At 70.7% G+C, this 19,474-nt stretch carries 19 protein-coding genes; 5 read left to right on the top strand and 14 right to left on the bottom strand.

Annotated elements, in window-relative coordinates:
- Window positions 1-173: 173 nt before the first annotated feature.
- The 3 genes from ACZ4Z3_RS10145 (at window position 174) to ACZ4Z3_RS10135 (ending at window position 4,200) form a co-directional block, all read left to right on the top strand.
- Entirely contained in the window at window positions 174-1,499 is a 1,326-nt protein-coding gene (locus tag ACZ4Z3_RS10145; protein ID WP_055543334.1) for a PhoH family protein, read from the top strand.
- A gap of 427 nt (window positions 1,500-1,926) precedes the next feature.
- Window positions 1,927-2,637 (top strand): cell envelope integrity TolA family protein, encoded by a 711-nt coding sequence (locus tag ACZ4Z3_RS10140; RefSeq protein WP_468500538.1) that lies wholly within the window; start codon window positions 1,927-1,929, stop codon window positions 2,635-2,637.
- Window positions 2,638-2,823: 186 nt separating this feature from the next.
- A complete protein-coding gene (locus ACZ4Z3_RS10135; RefSeq protein WP_468500537.1) occupies window positions 2,824-4,200 on the top strand; it encodes an AI-2E family transporter in 1,377 nt (458 codons plus the stop codon).
- On the opposite strand, the gene ACZ4Z3_RS10130 is transcribed toward ACZ4Z3_RS10135, so the two are convergent.
- A complete protein-coding gene (locus ACZ4Z3_RS10130) occupies window positions 4,197-4,763 on the bottom strand; it encodes a dihydrofolate reductase family protein (protein ID WP_468500536.1) in 567 nt (188 codons plus the stop codon). The two genes, ACZ4Z3_RS10135 and ACZ4Z3_RS10130, sit on opposite strands and share 4 nt — an antisense overlap.
- A gap of 105 nt (window positions 4,764-4,868) precedes the next feature.
- Here ACZ4Z3_RS10130 and ACZ4Z3_RS10125 point away from each other — a divergent pair, with 105 nt between their 5' ends.
- Window positions 4,869-5,072 (top strand): hypothetical protein, encoded by a 204-nt coding sequence (locus ACZ4Z3_RS10125; protein ID WP_468500535.1) that lies wholly within the window; start codon window positions 4,869-4,871, stop codon window positions 5,070-5,072.
- Window positions 5,073-5,147: 75 nt separating this feature from the next.
- On the opposite strand, the gene ACZ4Z3_RS10120 is transcribed toward ACZ4Z3_RS10125, so the two are convergent.
- The 13 genes from ACZ4Z3_RS10120 to ACZ4Z3_RS10060 form a co-directional block, all read right to left on the bottom strand.
- Window positions 5,148-5,783 carry an OmpA family protein gene (locus tag ACZ4Z3_RS10120; RefSeq protein WP_468500534.1) on the bottom strand — a complete coding sequence of 212 codons (636 nt, stop codon included), beginning with the start codon at window positions 5,781-5,783 and terminating at the stop codon, window positions 5,148-5,150.
- A gap of 2 nt (window positions 5,784-5,785) precedes the next feature.
- Window positions 5,786-6,379, bottom strand: a complete 594-nt coding sequence (locus ACZ4Z3_RS10115) for a hypothetical protein (RefSeq protein WP_468500533.1) — start codon at window positions 6,377-6,379, stop codon at window positions 5,786-5,788.
- A 15-nt stretch (window positions 6,380-6,394) separates the two neighbouring features.
- Entirely contained in the window at window positions 6,395-7,012 is a 618-nt protein-coding gene (locus ACZ4Z3_RS10110; protein ID WP_468500835.1) for a pilus assembly protein TadG-related protein, read from the bottom strand.
- The gene (locus ACZ4Z3_RS10105; RefSeq protein ID WP_468500532.1) at window positions 7,009-7,218 is read right to left on the bottom strand and encodes a hypothetical protein; all 210 of its coding nucleotides are present in this window, start codon (window positions 7,216-7,218) and stop codon (window positions 7,009-7,011) included. The genes ACZ4Z3_RS10110 and ACZ4Z3_RS10105 overlap by 4 nt, the downstream gene beginning before the upstream one ends.
- A gap of 105 nt (window positions 7,219-7,323) precedes the next feature.
- Entirely contained in the window at window positions 7,324-8,139 is an 816-nt protein-coding gene (locus tag ACZ4Z3_RS10100; protein WP_468500531.1) for a response regulator, read from the bottom strand.
- Window positions 8,132-9,547, bottom strand: a complete 1,416-nt coding sequence (locus ACZ4Z3_RS10095; protein WP_468500530.1) for a sensor histidine kinase — start codon at window positions 9,545-9,547, stop codon at window positions 8,132-8,134. Before ACZ4Z3_RS10095 ends, ACZ4Z3_RS10100 begins: the two co-directional genes overlap by 8 nt.
- Entirely contained in the window at window positions 9,547-10,449 is a 903-nt protein-coding gene (locus tag ACZ4Z3_RS10090) for a DUF5936 domain-containing protein (RefSeq protein WP_468500529.1), read from the bottom strand. Before ACZ4Z3_RS10090 ends, ACZ4Z3_RS10095 begins: the two co-directional genes overlap by 1 nt.
- 20 nt (window positions 10,450-10,469) lie before the next feature.
- Entirely contained in the window at window positions 10,470-11,417 is a 948-nt protein-coding gene (locus ACZ4Z3_RS10085; RefSeq protein ID WP_468500528.1) for a type II secretion system F family protein, read from the bottom strand.
- A 142-nt stretch (window positions 11,418-11,559) separates the two neighbouring features.
- Window positions 11,560-12,900 carry a CpaF family protein gene (locus ACZ4Z3_RS10080; protein WP_055717910.1) on the bottom strand — a complete coding sequence of 447 codons (1,341 nt, stop codon included), beginning with the start codon at window positions 12,898-12,900 and terminating at the stop codon, window positions 11,560-11,562.
- A gap of 61 nt (window positions 12,901-12,961) precedes the next feature.
- Entirely contained in the window at window positions 12,962-13,279 is a 318-nt protein-coding gene (locus ACZ4Z3_RS10075; protein ID WP_468500834.1) for a TadE/TadG family type IV pilus assembly protein, read from the bottom strand.
- A 557-nt stretch (window positions 13,280-13,836) separates the two neighbouring features.
- The gene (locus tag ACZ4Z3_RS10070) at window positions 13,837-15,447 is read right to left on the bottom strand and encodes an AAA family ATPase (protein ID WP_468500527.1); all 1,611 of its coding nucleotides are present in this window, start codon (window positions 15,445-15,447) and stop codon (window positions 13,837-13,839) included.
- 142 nt (window positions 15,448-15,589) lie between these two features.
- Window positions 15,590-16,321: a Flp pilus assembly protein CpaB gene (cpaB, locus tag ACZ4Z3_RS10065; RefSeq protein WP_468500526.1), complete on the bottom strand. Its 732-nt coding sequence runs from the start codon at window positions 16,319-16,321 to the stop codon at window positions 15,590-15,592.
- Between the two features lie 68 nt (window positions 16,322-16,389).
- Complete coding sequence (locus ACZ4Z3_RS10060) at window positions 16,390-17,262, bottom strand: hypothetical protein (RefSeq protein ID WP_468500525.1); 873 nt, start codon at window positions 17,260-17,262, stop codon at window positions 16,390-16,392.
- A 353-nt stretch (window positions 17,263-17,615) separates the two neighbouring features.
- Between ACZ4Z3_RS10060 and ACZ4Z3_RS10055 the strand changes: the two genes are divergently transcribed.
- Window positions 17,616-19,328 carry a chitinase gene (locus tag ACZ4Z3_RS10055; protein ID WP_468500524.1) on the top strand — a complete coding sequence of 571 codons (1,713 nt, stop codon included), beginning with the start codon at window positions 17,616-17,618 and terminating at the stop codon, window positions 19,326-19,328.
- Window positions 19,329-19,474: the final 146 nt, after the last annotated feature.

Here is a 19,474-nt window from a genome sequence, read left to right as displayed (position 1 = left end):
AGCGGGCGGCTCGGGGCCGTCCGCCCGGGAGGCCCTTTGCACCAGCCCGATCGTGCGGTCACAGCACGGACGAAGCAGCGGAGGGCCGGTCACCGGCCCGTGCAACGGCGCCGACGACCGGCCCAGCTCAGACCCGTCGCTCCCCGACCTCATCCGAGGGGGTACGTCCTTCCGTGGTGACCAGCACAAAGCGCCACAAGCCAGACCGGCGCACCTACGTCCTCGACACCAGCGTCCTGCTGGCCGACCCGAACGCTTTGAGCCGCTTCGACGAGCACGAGGTCGTGCTCCCGATCGTCGTGGTGACGGAGCTGGAGGCGAAGAGGCACCATCCCGAACTCGGCTACTTCGCCCGGCAGGCCCTGCGCCTGCTCGACGAGTTCCGGGTACGGCACGGCCGCCTCGACGCCCCCATCCCGATCGGGGACCTCGGCGGGACCGTACGCGTCGAGCTCAACCACTCGGACCCCAGCGTCCTGCCGACCGGCTACCGCCTGGGGGACAACGACTCCCGCATCCTGGCGGTCGCCCGCAATCTGCAGGCCGAGGGCTACGACGTGACTGTCGTGTCGAAGGACCTGCCCCTGAGGATCAAGGCGTCCTCCGTGGGCCTCCTCGCCGAGGAGTACCGCGCGGAACTCGCCATCACGGACGCCTCCGGCTGGACCGGGATGTCCGAGGTGACCCTGCCGGGCGACCAGGTGGACATCCTCTTCGAGGAGGGGACGGTCTACGTCCCCGAGGTCAGCGGCCTCCCCGTCCACACGGGTCTGACGATCCAGTCCGAGCGGGGCAAGGCCCTCGGCCGGGTGACCGCGGACGGCAACATCCGGCTCGTCCGCGGCGACCGTGAGGCCTTCGGCATCCACGGCCGCAGCGCCGAGCAGCGCATCGCGCTGGACCTGCTGCTCGACCCGGACGTCGGGATCGTTTCGATGGGCGGCCGGGCCGGCACCGGCAAGTCCGCGCTCGCGCTCTGCGCGGGCCTGGAGGCCGTGCTCGAACGGCGCCAGCACCAGAAGGTGATGGTCTTCCGACCGCTGTACGCGGTGGGCGGGCAGGAGCTCGGCTATCTGCCCGGCAGCGAGGCCGAGAAGATGAGCCCCTGGGCGCAGGCGGTCTTCGACACGCTCTCCGCGGTCACCTCCCGCGAGGTCATCGAGGAGGTCACCGCGCGCGGGATGCTGGAGGTCCTTCCGCTCACGCACATCCGCGGCCGTTCGCTCCACGACGCGTTCGTCATCGTGGACGAGGCCCAGTCGCTGGAGCGGAACGTCCTGCTGACCGTTCTGTCCCGGATCGGGGCGAATTCGCGGGTGGTTCTGACCCATGACGTGGCCCAGCGCGACAATCTGCGCGTCGGTCGCTACGACGGTGTCGTCGCCGTGGTGGAGAAGCTGAAGGGTCATCCGCTCTTCGCACACGTCACGCTGACGCGGTCCGAACGCTCCCAGATCGCGGCCCTGGTGACCGAAATGCTGGAGGACGGGCAGATTTAACGGTTCTGCCGGTTCCGGACGATCTGACCAGTTTTGGTCAAGTCCGGTCACTGACGGACCTCTTGGCGCCGTCCGGCAAAGGCGATGAGCCTAGCCGGGCGGCGCCTCGGCGTGTGGGCGTTTCCGAGAATCCCTGGGGCCAAACGAGGTGTGAGCTTTCACACGCAACTACGAATTGCCTTGCGACGCCGGGTTACGGCAGAGTCTCACTCCTGTCAGGCCCCGCATACGACACAGCCGTACCCCCAGCGGTACGGAACCACAGCAACACCACGGTCAACTCCATAGCGTCGTCGTATGCCGCCCGAGCACCACGCGGCGCTCCCCGCAGGGGAGTTGCCCACCGGGCCCGCGCCTCCGTGACCCCGCAGTTGGGAGGCCAGCGCCAGGGGCACGATTGCGTCCGCCAGGGTCACCGAGGCGGGCGATGCTGGAAGGAAACCGTGTGAGCCGGATTTCGGTCCGGGGATTCGCAGTGGCTTCGGCCACCGCGGTCACCGCAGTCGGAAGTGTCGTCGGAGTTGCCTCGGGCAGCACCGCCCAGACCACGGACGACGCCGAGGCGGTCGCGAACGACACCACGTTGCTCGCCGACATACCTGTCGGTGAGCAGGCGCAGGTGCAGACCGCATCCCTGACTGCACAGGCCGACGCCCAGGCCATCGCCGCCGACGCGACTGCCCGCAAGGACGCCGAGGAGACCGCCCGTAAGAAGGCGGCCGAGGACGCGATCGCGAAGCAGAAGCAGGCGGAGAAGGCCGAGCAGGAGCGCAAGGCGAAGGCAGAAGCCGAGACGAAGGCCCAGGCGGCCAGCTCGCTCGACGACGCCCCGACGCAGAGCTCCTACACCGTCGCGGAGGTCCAGGCGATGGCGAAGGCGGTCGTGGCGAGCGACCAGTGGACCTGCTTCAGCAACATCGTGAACCACGAGTCCACCTGGAACTACAAGGCCGTCAACCCGTCCTCGGGTGCCTACGGTCTCTTCCAGGCGCTCCCCGGTTCCAAGATGTCGTCCGCCGGCTCCGACTGGCAGACCAACCCGGCCACCCAGATCAAGTGGGGCCTCAACTACATGGAATCGCGCTACGGCAGCCCCTGCGAGGCGTGGTCCTTCTGGCAGGCCAACCACTGGTACTAGGCCCGCCGCCTCGACGATGACCTGCCGCGATCCTCGCCGGCGGGGCATCGTCGGCCGCTCGACGCCCGGAAGCCCCCCACCGTTCTTCGGTGGGGGGCTTCCGCCATGTACGGTCGAAGCCCCCGGGATGAATCGCGACCTCCGGGGCACATGGTGGACAGCAGGGGCGACGGGGGAAGAGGACGCATGAAGTCGCGGGTACCAGGGTGGCTCGGCCGCATCGGCTCCGGCCTGAGCGGTTGGAGCGAGCGGTTGGAGCGCCGCCGCGCGGAGATGGAGTCCGAGTCCTCGGAGTCCTCCGGGCCTTCGGGACCCGAGGAGGTTTCCTCGCGCCCGTCCGGAGGCGATGCCCCCAAGAGGCTGGCTGTGGAATCTCAGGGCTCTCCCGGCGGCGGTCCGGCCGACGCGCCCACCGCCGTCCTCCGCCCGCGCCCCGACCCGGCGTCCGCGGTGCCCTGGGGCATGCGGGTCGCCGCGGAGGCCGGCTGGCGGCTGCTCGTCCTCGCGGGCACCGTCTGGGTGCTGATGCGGATCATCAGCTCCGTCCAGCTCCTGGTGCTGTCGTTCACCAGCGCGCTGCTCATCACGGCGCTGCTCCAGCCGACGGTGGCCCGGCTGACCCGGCACCGCGTACCGCGCGGCCTCGCCACGGCCCTGACCGCCGCCCTCGGCTTCGTCATCATGGGGCTCATCGGCTGGTTCGTCACCTGGCAGGTCATGGAGAACATCGACGACCTCTCCGACCAGGTCCAGGACGGCATCGACGAGTTGCGGCGCTGGCTGCTCGACAGCCCGTTCCATGTCACCGAGAACCAGATCAACGACATCGCCCAGAACCTCCGCGAAGCCGTCAGCGACAACACGGACACGATCACCACAGCGGGTCTGGAGGGCGTGACGGTCATCGTCGAGGCGCTCACCGGCATCCTCCTGACGATCTTCTCCACGCTGTTCCTGCTCTACGACGGCAAGCGGATCTGGCAGTGGTCCCTGAAGCTGGTCCCGGCGGCGGCCCGCCCCGGAGTATCCGCGGCCGGGCCCCGCGCCTGGCGGACGTTGACCGCGTATGTGCGCGGCACGGTGATAGTGGCCCTGATCGACGCCATCTTCATCGGCCTCGGCATCTACTTCCTCAATGTGCCGATGGCCGTCCCGCTCGCCGTGTTCATCTTCCTGTTCGCCTTCATCCCCCTGGTCGGCGCGGTCGTCTCGGGCGCCCTCGCCGTGGTGGTGGCGCTGGTGACGCAGGGCGTCTTCACCGCCGTCATGACGCTCGTCGTGGTCCTCGCGGTCCAGCAGATCGAGGGGCACATCCTCCAGCCGTTCATCCTCGGACGCGCCGTGCGCGTCCACCCGCTCGCCGTCGTCCTGTCGGTCGCCGCGGGCGGGATGATCGCGGGGATCGGGGGTGCGGTGGTCGCGGTGCCGCTGGTCGCCGTCACGAACACGGTGGTGGGGTCCCTGCGGGCGTACGCGCAGGACCGACCGTACGGGGACGAGGAGCCGCAGGGCCGTGGGGCGCCGTCCGACGGCGGGGCCCGGTCCGGCGGGGGTGCCGGTTAGTTCCTTCCATGGCGGAGCAGGACGACGCCGTTGCCGAAGGTGCGGGTCTCGATCAGGCGCAGGTCGGCCTTCGGCCGGTCCTCGGCCTGGGAGAACAGCGGCCTACCCCGGCCGAGGATGACCGGGTGGACGTAGAGCCAGTACTCGTCGATCAGGTCGTGCCGCATGAACTCGGCGGCGAGGGTGGCGCCGCCGAGGGCGAGGTCGCCGCCTTCCTGCGCCTTCAGCGCCATGATGTCCTCCACGACGACGTCCCGCACGATCGTGGTGTGCCAGTCCGCGTGGTGCAGCGTGCGCGAGAACACGAGCTTCGGCTTCTCACGCCAGATGCGGGCGAAGTCCGCGACGGGAGCGGGCGCGTCGGGGTCCCGGTCGGCTGTGGGCCAGTAGTCGGCCATCAGCTCGTAGGAGACCCGGCCGTCCAGGAAGACACCCATGTCCCTGAGGACGTCGTTGAAGTGGGTGTGCAGCTCCTCGTCGACGAGATGCCAGTCCAGCTCGCGATTCGGGCCCTCCATGTAGCCGTCGAGGGACAGGGACATCATCAGGACGATCTTTCGCATGTGTGAGCTCCCGCGCTTCTCGGTGTCGACCTGGGACGAGCATGGCGCGGAGAAGGGCCGGTCGCACGGATATGGCATCGCGGGGTGGGTCGGCTGAGCACGTTCATGGCCAACGATCCACAGGTCACCGGGCTGATCCTTACGGCCCAGGCCAAGGACACCCTGGTGGCCCTGAGCAACCTCACGTTGATCGAGGCATGGCACGCCAGAGTGCGCATGGACCGCCTCCGCTGGCACACGTCCCAGCCGCAACGGCTCTGGGCTACGCCGGGCCCCGCGTCGTCGTCACGTCGGACGCGGACGGCATGAACAAGCTGTGCGGCGACAGGATCCGCGTCGTGGGTGTCTGAACGACCGTCCGTCTTGGCCGCGGCCGGTCGCTGGTCAGCCCTGTTCGTCGCCGGTCCCCGACGCGGTCCTCGGGAAGGAGACCTCCACTCGGCGGTTCTTCTTGCGGCCCTCCTCCGAGGAGTTGTCGGCGATGGGGTAGTCCTCGCTGTAGCCGCGCACCTCGAAGGTGACGTCACCGTCGAGGTCACCGGCCAGGACGTCGTGGACCGCCTCGGCCCGCTTCTTGGAGAGGGTCAGGCCGTGGGCGTACGAGCCGAGGTCGTCGGTGAAGCCGAACACGCGGACCTTGGTGGCGCTCTGCGCCTTGATCTCCGCCGCGATCGCCTCGATGCGGGAGCGGGCCTGCGGGTTCAGCTTCGCGCTGTCCTTCGGGAAGAGGACCTCCGCCTGGAGCGCGAACGTCACGTTCTCGTTGGTGTCCTCGCGGCGCTCCTCGCCGCCGAGGTCCTCCACGACCGACTTGATGTCCAGCACCTTGGCGGGCGCGAGCGTCGCCCCCGCGGCCAGCTTCAGCCCCGGACTGTTCGCGTCCACCTCCGGGGGAGGGGAGGTGGTGACCGTGCCCGGGGGTTCGCTGGGGTCGTCGTCGGCGTGGGCCGCCGGGGTGGCGAGGGCGAGCGCGACCACGACCGCGAGGGCGGCGGTGACCCGTGGGGTGAGAGCGGCCATGGTCACTCGCCCTCGGAGAGCTCGATGGTGGCGGGGGGCATGGAGCCGACTTGGAAGTCTACGGAGGTGGTGCCTTCGGGGGGAGCGGGGAATTGGGCGAACCAGTCCGTGGTCGCGCCGGTCTGAACTCCGCCGGTGAACCTCGTGCACAGGCACCGCCCTTCGGTGTCGCGCAGAACGAGGTACTTCTTCTTCCCGTTCGGGTCGACGAGATTGGCGCCCGCGATGGAACCGCCGTTCTTGACCAGTTCGCTTTCGTCGCCTCGCCACTCCGCGCCGACCCACGGCTTGCCGGTGCCGTTGGTCACGGTTCCCTCGACCGTGACGAAGCCACCGCCGTCGCGAGCGGCCGACGTGACCTTGAGGGTCAGGCCACCGGCCTTGACCTCGGCCAGGACGGACCGCGTGGCAGGGGCTTCGGATTCCTCCTTGGCCTCATCCTTGTTGTCCTGGGAGGGCTTCGCCGAAGAGTCCTTCTTCGGCGGGTTGTCGTCGTCCCCTCCCCCACCGCAGCCGGCCACCGTGAGGACCAGCCCGGTGGCGATCGTCACCGCGGTCAGAGCCGCGCGGCCCCTTGTGGTGTACCGGAACTTCATGGACACAGCTTCCTCTCACTCAGCCAGACGCACAGAGAACATCACGGACGCGTCGGGAAGGTCGTCCGGATCGAAATTGTCGGGGTCGATATCCACGGGCTGACCGTCGCAGTCCAGTGTCACCGGCTTGGCCGGGTCCGCGTCCAGGTCGACATCGCACCGGGGTTGGACGACCGCGGTCGCCTGAGCCGTGGCAGGCAGGCTCTCGGTACCGGGGATGATCGAGTCGCCGACCGTGTAGTCCGTCTGGACCTCGACCCGGAAACCGGGGAAGCCGCCCGCCTCAGTGGGCTGGGCGCCACCCAGCACCGTTGACTCGTTGGCGGCGGCCAGTTCTTGGGCGGCAGCCGTGGCGCCATCGGCGGGCAGGCCGTCAAGGATGTCCAGCCAGTCCAGCCAGGCGTCGTCGCCGGCTTCGATGGCGTCTGAGAAATCCAGCAAAAGGTCTTCACGCGCCTGCTGTGCTGCAGCCAACGCCGCAGCGTCCGCCGCTGATTGGGCTCCACTGCGAGCGGACGCTGCTTGCGCGAACACGAAGAAGGCCAACGCCGCGAAGAGCAGAATCGCCGTCAGCCATATGTAGAGGGGGAGGGTGGACCCTCGATCGTCGAACCGGACCCGAGAGCCCCTCAGCCTCCGATGACGTTGGTCACGGCTGACAGGATCGCCCCCGAGATCAACCCGTCCAACCCCAACCCGTCGATCATCACGAAGATGCCCGCGACGATGATCATGATGCCGGCGTACTCCACGAAGCCCGCGCCCGCGTCGCGGTTCCTGCCTCGCATGCGGGACGTGACCGTGGATTTCCAGGTGGTGAAGCGGTGCTTGAAGCTCATGGCGGTTGCCCTCCCGCGCGACGGGGACGTCTATCGGATCACCGTACGTGAAAGGGCCCGTACGGGGGGTGGGCCCAGGGGCCCAACTTGGGCGGGTGGGTGGGGTCATCGGGTCCACCCCCCGCGGGCCGTGCCGAGCCAGTGGGCGATCGCTTCGCTGCGCGTCGTGGTGTGCAGTTTCGCGAAGATGCGGTTGATGTGGTTCTTGACCGTCTTCTCGCTGATGAAGCAGGCGGCGGCGATCTGGCGGTTGTTCATGCCGGACGCGATGAGGTCCATCACCTCCACCTCCCTTGCGCTCAGGCCGAATGACGGTTGATCGGGCGGGCCGGAGGCGCGGTGGTGCGGGGGTGCGCCTCGTCGCTCCGCATGGGTGGAGCGAGCCTCCGACGACTGTGGCACATATGGTTGCAGGTGCGAAGGTCGGTCATGACTTTCGTGTGAAGGTTTGTAGGAAACGCCGAGGGAAGTTGAGACATCCGCGACCGCCGTGGAGACGGACGCGGAGATCGTCGGGCGGCCCTCCCGTAACTGCCGTACCGCCCGCATCAGTTCCGCCGCCGTGAAGTCGCCGTGGACCAGGTAGCCGGACGCGCCCCGGCGTACGGCTTCCGCCACCACCTCCGGTTCCGTGCTGTACGTCAGCATCATCACCGGTGCCAGCGCGACCAGTTCGGGGAGTGCCGTGAGGCCGTCCGTGCCGGGCATGCGGACGTCGAGGAGGACGACGTCGGGGCGGTGCCGTCGTGCGTCCCGTACCGCCTCCTGCCCGTTCGTCGCCTGGGCCACCACCTCGATGTCCGGGTGGGCGCCCAGGAGCGCGGCGAGGCCGGCGCGGACGACCGGGTTGTCGTCGGCGACCAGTACGCGCAGCACGCGCGGGCGGGGCTCGGTGGGGAGTTCCTGGTCCCGGTCATGCATGGGCGGACTCCTGGTGGAGGGTTCGAGAGGGGCGGGGGGTGTCGGTGGGCAGCTCGCGGAGCGGGAGGGTCAGCGTTACTTCCGTGCCCGGTGTGCCGGGGGCGATGTGGAGGTGCGCTCCCAGCTGTTCGGCTCGCTCCCTCATGCCCACGAGACCGAAGTGGCCGGAATCGGATGCCTCGGCCAGTACGTGTGCGGGCGGGAGGCCCACTCCGTCGTCCTTGATCGTGAGGCGCAGTGCGGTCGCGGTGACCGTCAGGGTGACGTCCGCTCTCGTCGCGCGCGCGTGGCGGTGGGTGTTCTCCAGTGCTTCGGTGGCGATGGCCAGGAGGTGGTGGGTCGTCTCGGGTGGGAGGGGCGGGGGCTTCGGGCCGGTGTGGGTCAGGTGCGTGGGGAGGGTGGTGCGGGTGGTGAAGGTGCGGGTTCTCGCCGTCAGTTGGGTCTTCAGGTCCGGCGGAGGGGGCGTTCTTGTCAGGTCCGTGTGGCGGCGCAGGTCCGTGAGGAGGTCGCGGGACTCAACTGCGGCTCGGCGGGCCGCCGCGGCCACGAGGGTCGCCTGACGGCGCAGTACGGCCGGGTCGGGGGCCGGGCGGTCCGCGGAGGTCGACAGCGCGTCCGCGGCGAGGGCCAGGCCGTGCAGGGTCTTGGCCACGGAGTCGTGCAGTTCGCGGGCCAGGCGGGCGCGTTCCGACTCGACGGCCTCCGCCACGGCGAGACGGGACGTCGCCTCCGCGAGGGCCTGCGTGGCCGTACCGAAGCGGAACATGAGGTTGCGGAGGGTCACGCCGATGATGCCGGCCGCGACGCAGAAACCGGCGATGAGGAGGGTGCCCGCGCCCGCTCCCGGGCTGTGCTCCCAGGCACGGTGGACGGTCAGCAGGACGGCCAGCTGGAGGCCGGTGAAGAGACCGGCGCCGCGCCAGCCGTAGAGGAGGCCGGAGAGGAGCGGGGTGCAGACCGTGGCGTAGGCGAGGGGCGAGACCGGGGAGGCGGTGAGGAGGAGGACCGCGCCGAGGAGGAGGTCCAGCGCCATCAGGGAGGGGTGCGCGAGGAGGCGGGGGGCGAAGCGGTCCCAGTCCCGGAGCATGGCGTACGAGATGGTGATGCCGAGGGCGGCGACGACGAGTACGGCTTGGGTGGGGGCGCCGCCGGAGGTGTTGGCCATGGCGAAGGGCGTGCCGATGGCCAGCATCGTGAGGCGGACGGCGATCGTCTGGCGGGACAGGGCCTGGAGGGCGTTCAGCTGGAGGCGGAGGGTCGCGGGGGGTGCCGCGTCGTCCTGGAGGTAGCCGGTGGTGGGGGCGCCGGACCGGGCCGTGGTGCGGTCGGCCGACGGGCGGCATCGGCGGGCCGCCACCGAGACGAGCCGGCGGGCCGATGGGGGCAGGTTCCGTCCGCGGGTTCTCATCAGCGGCCCAGGATCTCGCCGAAGTTGGTGCCCGAACCGAGGAACATGCCCGTCGCGATGAGGATCATCGTCGCCGGGAGCATGAAGATCAGGGTCACCAGCGTGGCCTTGGGGATCGTCCTCGCGGCCCTGCGCCGCGCGTTCTGGGCGTCCGTGCGGCGCATGTCGGCCGCCAGTTGGATCAGCGTCTCGGCGATGGGGCTGCCCAGTTCCTCGCCCTGCTGCAACGCCGAGACGAACTGCGCCACCTGCTCGGACGAGTTGCGCCTGCGGAGCTCGTCGAACGCCTGGCGGCGGCTGACGCCCATGTCCATCTGGCGGAGGGTGATGCGGAGCTCGTCGGCCCACGGGCCCTCGTACTTCTCCGCCACCCGGTCCAGTGCCTGGCGGAAGCCGAGGCCCGCCGAGACGACCACGGCGAGCACGTCCAGGAAGTCCGGGAGCGTGCGGTCGATGACGTCCTTGCGTTCCCGGACCGCCTGCCAGATCGCGGCGTCCGCGGCGAAGAACCCGAACACGAACGTGCCGGCGGCGAAGAGGGGGCGGTCACTGGTGAGGAAGACCAGGCCCATGAAGGCGCCGAAGAAGCCGTACACGGCCCGGCGGGCGGCGTAGCGGTTGAGGGTGAGGCCGCCTGGGTTGCCCGCCATGTCGATACGGCGGCGCTTCGCCTCGACCCGGCGAGGGCCCATGAGGCGCAGGACGAGCGGGGCGAAGCGCATACCGAGCCGGTCGACCGCCGAGCCCGCCTTGGAGACGCGGGTCGCGCCCACCTCAAGGGCGAGGGCCAGGTCGCTCGGGAGTTTCGCCTCGGCGCGGATCATCCGGATGCCCAGCAGGACACCCGCCACGGCGACCGCCATCAGCAGGGCGAGGAGGAGCGGGAGCGTCGATGTCGTCATGTCGGGTCGCGGCTCCCTTCTCAGACTTCGATCTTGCCGAGGCGGCGGATGACGAAGAAACCGACGGTGTAGAGGCCGATCGACACCAGGACCAGGATCTGGCCGAGGGGCGAGCCGGTCACGCGGGCCAGCGCGCCCTCGTTCGAGGAGTTGATCAGGAGGAGGGAGCCCAGGCCGAGGAACGGGACCGTGAACGCCGTCGCGTTGACCTCCGAGAGCATCGTGCGGACCTCGCGTCGTGTCTCCTTGCGGTCCTCCAGGGTCTGGGTGAGATTGCGGAGCGAACTGACGACCGTGCCGCCCGCCTTGTTCGACAGGACGAGGGTGGTGACGAGGACGACCAGTTCGCGCGACGGGAGGCGTTCGGCGAGCTCGCCGAGCGCGTCGTCCACGGAACGGCCGAGGGCCAGCTGGTCCGCGACCCGCGCCAGCTCCTCCCCCGCCGGGGCCTCCAGCTCCTCCGCCGCCATCGCCAGCGCCGTGCGCAGGGCGAGACCGGCCGCCGTGGCGTTGGCCAGGAGGCGGGCCACGTCGGGGAGCTGGTTGATGAACGCCTCGATACGTTTCTGGCGCTGCCAGTTGAGGAAGATCGCGGCGGCCCAGATGCCGACGGCGCCGGCGATCGGGCCGAAGAACGGGGCGAGCGTCGCGGCGGCGATCAGCCACAGGGCGACCACGACCATCGCCACGTACGTGGCGAACTCGCCCGCGGTCAGGTCGAGTCCCGTCGTGGTCAGGCGAAGGTGGATCGCCCGGCCGAGGCGGGTGCGGCGCAGTCGGCGGTCGACGGTCGTGAAGCGTCGTACGCGGCCGCTCGCCGTGCGGAGCGGGCCGCCCTGGCCGCCGGCGAGACGGTCGACCAGGGCCTGGCGCTGCGCGCGGCCCGAGGCGTAGGTGTGCGCGCCCGCGACGGCGAGGGTGCCGCACAGGACGGTGGCGCCGAGGGCCAGCAGGGTGGCGTTGTTCACCGGGTGCTCCTGTCTGGGGGCTCGGGGCGGGGTGGGGGCGGGGATGTGGGGTTGGGCTGGGGGGTGGGGCGGGTGCGGGTCGTGGGGCGGGTGCGGGTCGTGGGGCGCGTGCGGGTGCGGGCTGTAGGGCCGGTGCCGGGCTTCATCCGATGGCCTGCCTCGTGTGGAGTACGTCTATGGCCTCCGCCACGCCGTACGCCGGTGGCAGCGGCTCGTTCGCCACGTACAGCTTCTCCGCGACCGGGCGGGGGATCGGCAGGTGCTCGAAGCGGCCGTGGACCACGCGGTCGGCGCCCAGGGGGTCCGGGGCGAAGCGGGAGACGGTGGCGATGCGGAACTGCTCCCGGCCGTGCGAGACGAGCAGCGCGATCTCCGTGATCTTGCGGGAGCCGTCGGCGAAACGGGTCAGCTGGACTACGACGTCCACCGCCGAGTTGATCTGGTCCTTGAGCGCCTCGAAGGGGATCAGGACCTCGGACATCGAGCCGAGGGTCTGCAGCCTCATCAGCGCGTCCTCGGCCGAGTTGGCGTGCACCGTGGCGAGGGAGCCGTCGTGGCCCGTCGACATCGCCTGGAGCATGTCCAGGGTCTCGCCGCCGCGGACCTCACCCACGATGATGCGGTCCGGGCGCATGCGGAGGGAGTTGCGCACCAGGTCGCGGATGGTGATCTGGCCCTTGCCCTCGATGTTGGGCGGCCTCGACTCCAGGCGGATGACGTGGTCCTGCTGGAGCTGGAGTTCGGCGGAGTCCTCGATGGTGATGATGCGCTCGCGGGGTGGGATCAGGCCGGAGAGCGCGTTGAGGAGGGTCGTCTTGCCCGTGCCGGTACCGCCGCTGACGATCACGTTGAAGCGGGCGCGGACGAACGCGGCCAGCAGCATCAGCATCTGCTCGTCGAGGGAGCCGAGGCCTATCAGCTCCGGGAGGGTGTACGCCCTCGGGAAGCGGCGGATCGTGAGGGTCGGGCCGGTCAGGGCGAGCGGGGGGATGATGACGTTGACGCGTTCGCCGGTGGGGAGGCGGGCGTCGACCATGGGGTTCGACTCGTCGACGCGGCGGTTGACCGTGGAGACGATGCGTTCGATCGTCTGCATCAGCTGGTCCGTGGAGGCGAAGCGGAGCGGGAGCTGTTCCACGCGGCCGGCTCGCTCCACGAAGATCGAGTCGGGGCCGTTGACCATGATCTCGGTGACGGAGGCGTCGGCGAGGAGCGGCTCCAGGACGCCCAGGCCGAGGGCCTCGTCGACGACTCTGCGGATCAGCTGGGAGCGTTCCGCGGAGGAGAGGACCGGGCCTTCTCGGCTGATGATGTGGCCGAGGACGCGTTCCAGGCGGGCTCGGCGGTCGGCCGCCGTCAGGGCCGACATCTCGGCGAGGTCGATCTCTTCGAGGAGCTTGGCGCGGTAGACGGCCACGAGGTGTCCGTCCTCGCGTCCGGTTCCCCCCTCGTCGGGGGCGGCGATACGGGATCGCAGGCTCATCTCTTCGTCAACTCCTCTCGGGGGCGGGGCGGTGCTTTCTGTCTGGCGTGGGGGCTTCTCGTCAGTCGTCGTCCTCGTCGTTCGGCATCGTCGCTGTGCGTTCGAGGGAGACGGGGTCGAAGAGGGGGATCACGGAAGGGACCGTGACGATGACTGTGGCGGTGGTGGTGTCGGGGCCCTGGTTGGGGCTCACCTCCGGGTTGAGCCAGCCGCTCGCCGCGGCCTGGCCCGCGGCGACGCCGTCGTTGCCGAGGGACTCGGCGCGGGCCGCCGCTCTCGCGGCTGAGCCGGCCTGGCTGATGCCGTAGCCGATGAGGCCGAGTTGGATGGCTGCCATGGCCACCAGGAGGAGGATGGGGAGGAAGCCGGCGAACTCCAGGATGGCCGCGCCTCGGTCGCTGCGGAGGCGGGTTCGTTGGGGTGCGGGTCTGGCGCGTGGGGTGTGGGGGTGGGTCGGGGGCGCGCCGGGGGGTGTCCGTCCTCGGAACGGCGCGGAATCGGTCGCCCGAGAAGCGGAACGAGTTGACGCGCCAACCGCTGCGGGCGGACACCCCCCGGCACACCCCCTCACGTCCGTACGCGCCACACCCACGGAGGGGGCTTGCGCCACCACGGCGACGTCCCCCGACCCGTCCGCGTGCGGCTCGCCTCCGGCGGGGGGTAGCGCCGCCACGGCGACGTCCCCCGACACGTCCGCGAGCGGCTCACCCGCCGCAGGGGTTTGCACCGCCCCAGCGACGTCCCCCGACACGTCCGCGAGCGGCTCACCCGCCGCAGGGGTTTGCGCCGCCCCGGTGGCGTGCGTCGGCTCGTGCGCGAGCGGCTCACCCGCCGCAGGGGCTTGCGCCGCCCCGGTGGCGTGCGTCGGCTCGTCCGTGTGCGGTCGGCCCGGTGTGGGCGGCGCCTCGGGCGGGTGGGGCTGGGGTGCTGTGGGGGTCATGGGGACTTCTCCAGGGCGGCGCCGGCTTCGGCGCTTACCGTCCAGCCCGCGTCGAAGCCGGGGAAGAAGAGGGGCACCGGGGCCTCTACCTCGGCCTTCATGACCGTGCCGTTGGAGGCGCAGTCGATGGAGGTGTCGCTCCAGGCGCCGGGGAGGTGCTGGGTGCCGGCGGCCTGGCAGGCGCCCGGGACGTCGCCGTCGATGGCGTGGGCGGCGGTGGCGGCGCGGGCGGCCTCGTCGGCGGCGTTGCCGGCGAGGGAGTACGTGTAGCCGTAGAGGGCGGCCTGCCAGAGGATCGTCATGACGATCAGGAGGAGAGGGAACATTCCGGCGAATTCGAGGGTGGCCGAGCCCCGGTCGCCCTTGCGGCGCAGGACGAGGGCGCCGCGGTCGGAGGACGGTTTGCGGCGGCGGCCGCCGCCGCCGGTCTCCTGGGGGGTGACCAGTTCGAGTTCGCCGGCCAGGGACCACAGGGCCTGCTTGACCGAGGAGCGGGCGTCCAGGTCCTGGAGGCGGCCCGCGTCGACGACGGACTGGAGGTCCTTGAAGGCGGCGGGGACCGCGTTGCGGGCCACCTTCGTGCCGGTGACCTTCTCGACCAGGGACGGCTGGATCTCCGTGCCGCGCGAGTGGCGGTTGACCACGGTGAGGGTCTCCTCCGCCTTGCGGATCTGGAGGCGGTCCCAGAGGCGGACCATGCGTTTGGCGGCGCGGATGGCGACGACGTCCGGGGTGACGAGGAGGAGGGCCTGGTCGGCCATCTCGACGGCCGCGGCGGTCGCCGCGGTCATCTGCGAGCCGCAGTCGACGATCACCACGTCGTGGCGGGAGCGCAGGGTCGCGAGGACATGGCGGGCGACGCGGTCGGTCACCTCCTCGCCGCGTTCACCCTCGGCGGGTGCGAGGAGGAGGGAGAGGCCGGTGTCGTGCGTGAACACCGCCTCCTGGAGGACGCGGGGGTTGATGTCCGTGATCCCGGCGAGGTCGGCGACGGAGCGGCGGAACTGCACGTCGAGGTACGAGGCCACGTCCCCGGACTGGAGGTCCAGGTCGAGGAGGGCGACCGTACGGCCCGACGCGCAGGCCGCGAGGGCGAGTTGGACGGCGGCGACGGTGGCGCCCACGCCGCCCTTGGCTCCGCTGACGGTGACGACGGTGCCGCCGGGGCCCGCGTACAGCTCGGGGGTGCCGCTGCCGAGGTGGCGGCGCATGCCCGTCGACCAGGCCGCGGCGGCCTGGACGCGTTCGGCGAGGGCGTCGTAGGACAGCGGGAGGTTGACGATGCCGCGGGCGCCGGAGTCCATGGCGGCGGTGAGGACACCGGTGCTGGTGTCGGAGGTGACGAGGACGACACCGACCGCCGGGAAGCGCAGGACGAGGTCCCGGACCAGGTCAAGTGCGGGTACCGGGCCGATGCGCTCGTGGACCAGGACGACCTCGGGCAGTTCGTCGAGGGAGTCGGCCGCGAGACGCGCCAGGGTGTCGAGGAGGGCGGTGGAGTCGGGCACGGGTGGGGCGGGTTCGGCGTCGGCGAGCTGGCCGAGCAGGGTGGTCAGGGCGCGGGCCGAGTCGATGTCCCCGACGGCGGGGAGGATGCGGATGGTCATCGGCGGTTCCCCGTTCCCGTGCCGGCCCCGGTGGGCTCCCCCGGTGACGCCTGTCCCTGTTCACTCATCAGCATGCCCAGCCGCAGGGGCATTCGACGCACCCCCGTTCGGGGTGCCCTCGTGCGGACGTTCCGGACCGACCTCATCGCGCGGTCTTCTCCTTGTCCTCGTCGAGCGTGTACGAGCGGTCGTCCGGTACGACGACCGTGGCGTCGCCGCCCCCGACGAGGGCGAGACGGACGTGCTCAGCGAAGGACTCGGCGAACGCGACGCGCTGGGCGTCGGCGGTGTCGAGCGCGAAGGTGATCGGGACGGCCTCGGTGACCGTGCGGCGGCGTTCACTGCTGGACTGGCCCGGTTCGAGGGGGGTGAGTCTGCCGACGTCGATGACGCGGGCGTCGGAGACCATCAGCTTGGAGGTGTCCTTGCCGGAGTCGCTGTCCTTCTCCTCGAACGTGGCGTAGATGTTGACCAGCGAACCGGGGTTGATCTTTCCGGCCACGCCGGTCGACGCGTCGATCATGATCGCGATCTCCTGCTGGCCCGGCTTCAGTTCGGGACGGTCGACGATCATGTCGGACTGGAGGAGGGAGCCCTTCTCCAGCTGGGTGACGGCGATCTTGCCGCGGATGTCGGCGAGGTCGGTTATCGCGGTGTCGGACAGCCATCGCTCCGGCATCGAGATCTTCTCGAACTGGCCCGCGGTCAGCTCCTTGTAGGGCGCGATGTCATCCTTCAGCCGGTAGGCCGTCACCTCGGGCCCGACCTTGGAGTTCACGTCGCGGATCACCGAGAGCACCCCGGCGAAGGCGGCCAGGGCGCACAGGGCCGACAGGACCAGCAGGACGACGCCGCGGCGCTGGCGCGAGTTCACTGAATCTCACCTCGTGGGGACGTGCCGGGCAGTGGAGCGGACCTGCGTGCGGAGGGGGCGCGCGTCCTTCATGGGGCGCCCTGCGGAAGGGCGCGGGCCGGGGCGGTCTCGGGTTCGCGCAGTGGGGCGGCGCAGAATCCGCAGCGGTCGCCGATGAGTTCCAGCCCGCACCAGTGGCAGGTCTCCCGGCGTACGGAGGACACGAGCTGGTAGAGCACGGAGACGTCGGAGAGCCCGGCGGCGAACTCGACGAGCTTCCCGGTCCCCCACCAGCGCACGGACCCCTCGGGCAGCGGCACGGTGGCGGCCCCCTGCACCTTCCAGGCGGGCGCGAGGGTCGCGGTCACCCAGTCGGACGGCGGCTGCGGCCCTTGGGCGACCAGCAGCCGGGTGCCGAACTCGGGTCCGGCCAGCGGTTCCTGGCCGGCCACGTTCAGCCGGACCAGTTGGGGGCGCGGTGTCGCCAGTACGGCGAACTGGGCGCCCGGCAGCCAGGACTTGGCGTGCGCCTTGAGCGTGACCGGGATCCGGTCGAGTTTGGCGACGGTGCCGAGGACGGCGCCGGCGTAGATGTAGTGCGCGAGGAGGCGTACGGAGGAGGCGAGCACGCCCGGGCTGAAGTCGCAGGCGGACAGCTGGCGCAACTGCTGGGCCAGCAGCGCGAGTCCGAGGGGCGGCAGGTCGACGCCGAGCACGGCGATGCGGTCGCTCTCCAGGACGGAGCGGACGGTCTGGAGGCGCCGGGTGACGGCGAGTTCCTCCGGGGTCGCGCCGGACGCCTGGTGGAGGGCGATGACGTAGCCGTGCTGCTCGATGAGCGCGTGCATGCCGAGCAGGGAGCTCTCCAGGGTCTCCTGGGGCTGTACGGCCGCGGGCGGTGTCTGCCGGTCGTGCGGTGGGAGCACCAGATCGGCACTGGTGACGGCTATCGCGGTCGGCACGCTGCACACCACCCCGTTCACTGCGGCGGGGTGGTCGAACCACCGCCTCAGTCGGCCCCGAGAGGGGCGGCACACGACTCGCCGTCCCTCCTGCATCGTCTTGCATCAGCACCATATCCACGGCATGGCCCGATCAACACTGAATCTCCTTGATCAACTCACCGAAGGTGCGGGCCGTATCCACACAGAGTGAGACGCATATGCCCCAACTCGACGGGCGAACTGGGAGCTTGGCGCGCCCTTACGGGTGAACGGGCCCCGGAACGGAGTATTGACAACCCGATTGGTCTGGACCAACTTGTACGTCCAGCGGTGGCCACCGTCCTCATCCCACTCCCCACCGGAGGCACCAAGTGGACCGCGTCTCAGGCATACCCCCACGCATACGCAGATGGGCGGCGGGAGCCGTCACCGCCGTACTGGCCGCCGCCGGCCTCACCCTCGCCGGAGCGGCCCCGGCGTCCGCCGCCGACATCAACAACGCCAGGAACGCCGGCTTCGAGTCGGGCCTCGCGAACTGGACGTGTTCGGCGGGCAGCGGCACGACCGTCTCCTCCCCCGTGCACGGCGGCGCCGCCGCCCTGCGCGCCGCTCCGGCCGGGCAGGACAACGCCCGCTGCGTGCAGACCGTCGCGGTGAAGCCCAACTCGACGTACACGCTGAGCGCCTGGGTGCGGGGCGGGTACACATATCTGGGAGCGAGCGGCACCGGGACGACCGACGTGTCGACGTGGACGCCGGACTCGTCGGACTGGAAGCAGTTGAGGACCACCTTCACGACGGGCGCCTCGACGACGTCGGTGACGGTCTACACGCACGGCTGGTACGGGCAGGCGGCGTACTTCGCGGACGACGTGTCGGTGTTCGGGCCCGACGGCGGCGGTGGCGGCGACCAGCCGCCGACCGTCCCGTCCACCCCGGCGGGCCTCACCGTCTCCGGCACGACGTCCTCGTCCGTGTCGCTGGCGTGGAACGCGGTGTCGGGCGCGACGGGCTACAACGTGTACCGCGGCGGCACGAAGGTCCAGGCCGTCAGCGGCACGTCCGCCACGGTGACCGGGCTCGCCGCCTCCACCTCGTACACCTTCCAGGTCTCGGCGGTGAACGCGGCGGGCGAGTCGGCCAGGTCGGCGACGGTGACGGGGACGACGACGGCGTCGCCCGGCGGTCCCGGCACAGGGCTGCCCCGGCACGCGGTGACCGGCTACTGGCAGAACTTCAACAACGGGGCGACGGTGCAGAAGCTGTCCGACGTCCCGTCGCAGTACGACATCATCGCCGTCGCCTTCGCCGACGCCACCACGACTCCGGGCGCGGTGACGTTCAACCTCGACTCGGCGGGCCTCGGCGGGTACACCGTCGACCAGTTCAAGGCGGACGTCAGGGCCAAGCAGGCCGCGGGCAAGAAGGTCATCGTCTCCGTCGGCGGCGAGCGCGGCACGGTGGCCGTGAACAGCGCGGCCTCCGCGACGAACTTCGCGAACTCCGTGTACTCCCTGATGCAGACGTACGGTTTCGACGGCGTCGACATCGACCTGGAGAACGGTCTCGACGCGACGTACATGACGCAGGCGCTGCGGGCCCTGTCGGCGAAGGCGGGCCCCTCGATGGTCCTCACCATGGCTCCGCAGACCATCGACATGCAGTCGACGTCCAACGCGTACTTCCGCACGGCGCTGAACGTGAAGGACATCCTCACCGTCGTCAACATGCAGTACTACAACAGCGGTTCGATGCTGGGCTGCGACGGCAAGGTCTACAGCCAGGGCTCGGTGGACTTCCTGACCGCGCTCGCCTGCATCCAGCTGGAGGGCGGCCTCGCCCCGTCCCAGGTGGGCCTCGGCCTGCCCGCCTCGACGCGTGGCGCGGGCAGCGGGTACGTCGCCCCGAGCGTCGTCAACAGCGCGCTCGACTGCCTCGCCCGGGGCACCAACTGCGGCTCCTTCAAGCCGCCGCGGACCTACCCCGACCTGCGCGGCGCGATGACCTGGTCGACGAACTGGGACGCGACGGCGGGCAACGCGTGGTCCAACGCGGTGGGACCGCACGTGCACGGACTGCCGTAGGACGTCGACGCGCGGACTGCCGTAGGGCGTCGCGGCGGCTCCGGTGATGACGTCCGGGGCCGCCGTCGACATCGACGGGTGACCGTTTCCCCGGCGGTGCCTTCGGGTGCCGCCGGCGGACGTGTCACCGCCCGCCCCCACCTCTG

Source organism: Streptomyces sp. NPDC030296, assembly GCF_055572815.1.
Note: the sequence above shows the minus strand (reverse complement) of the source record. Positions and strands in the feature narration are given on the sequence as shown.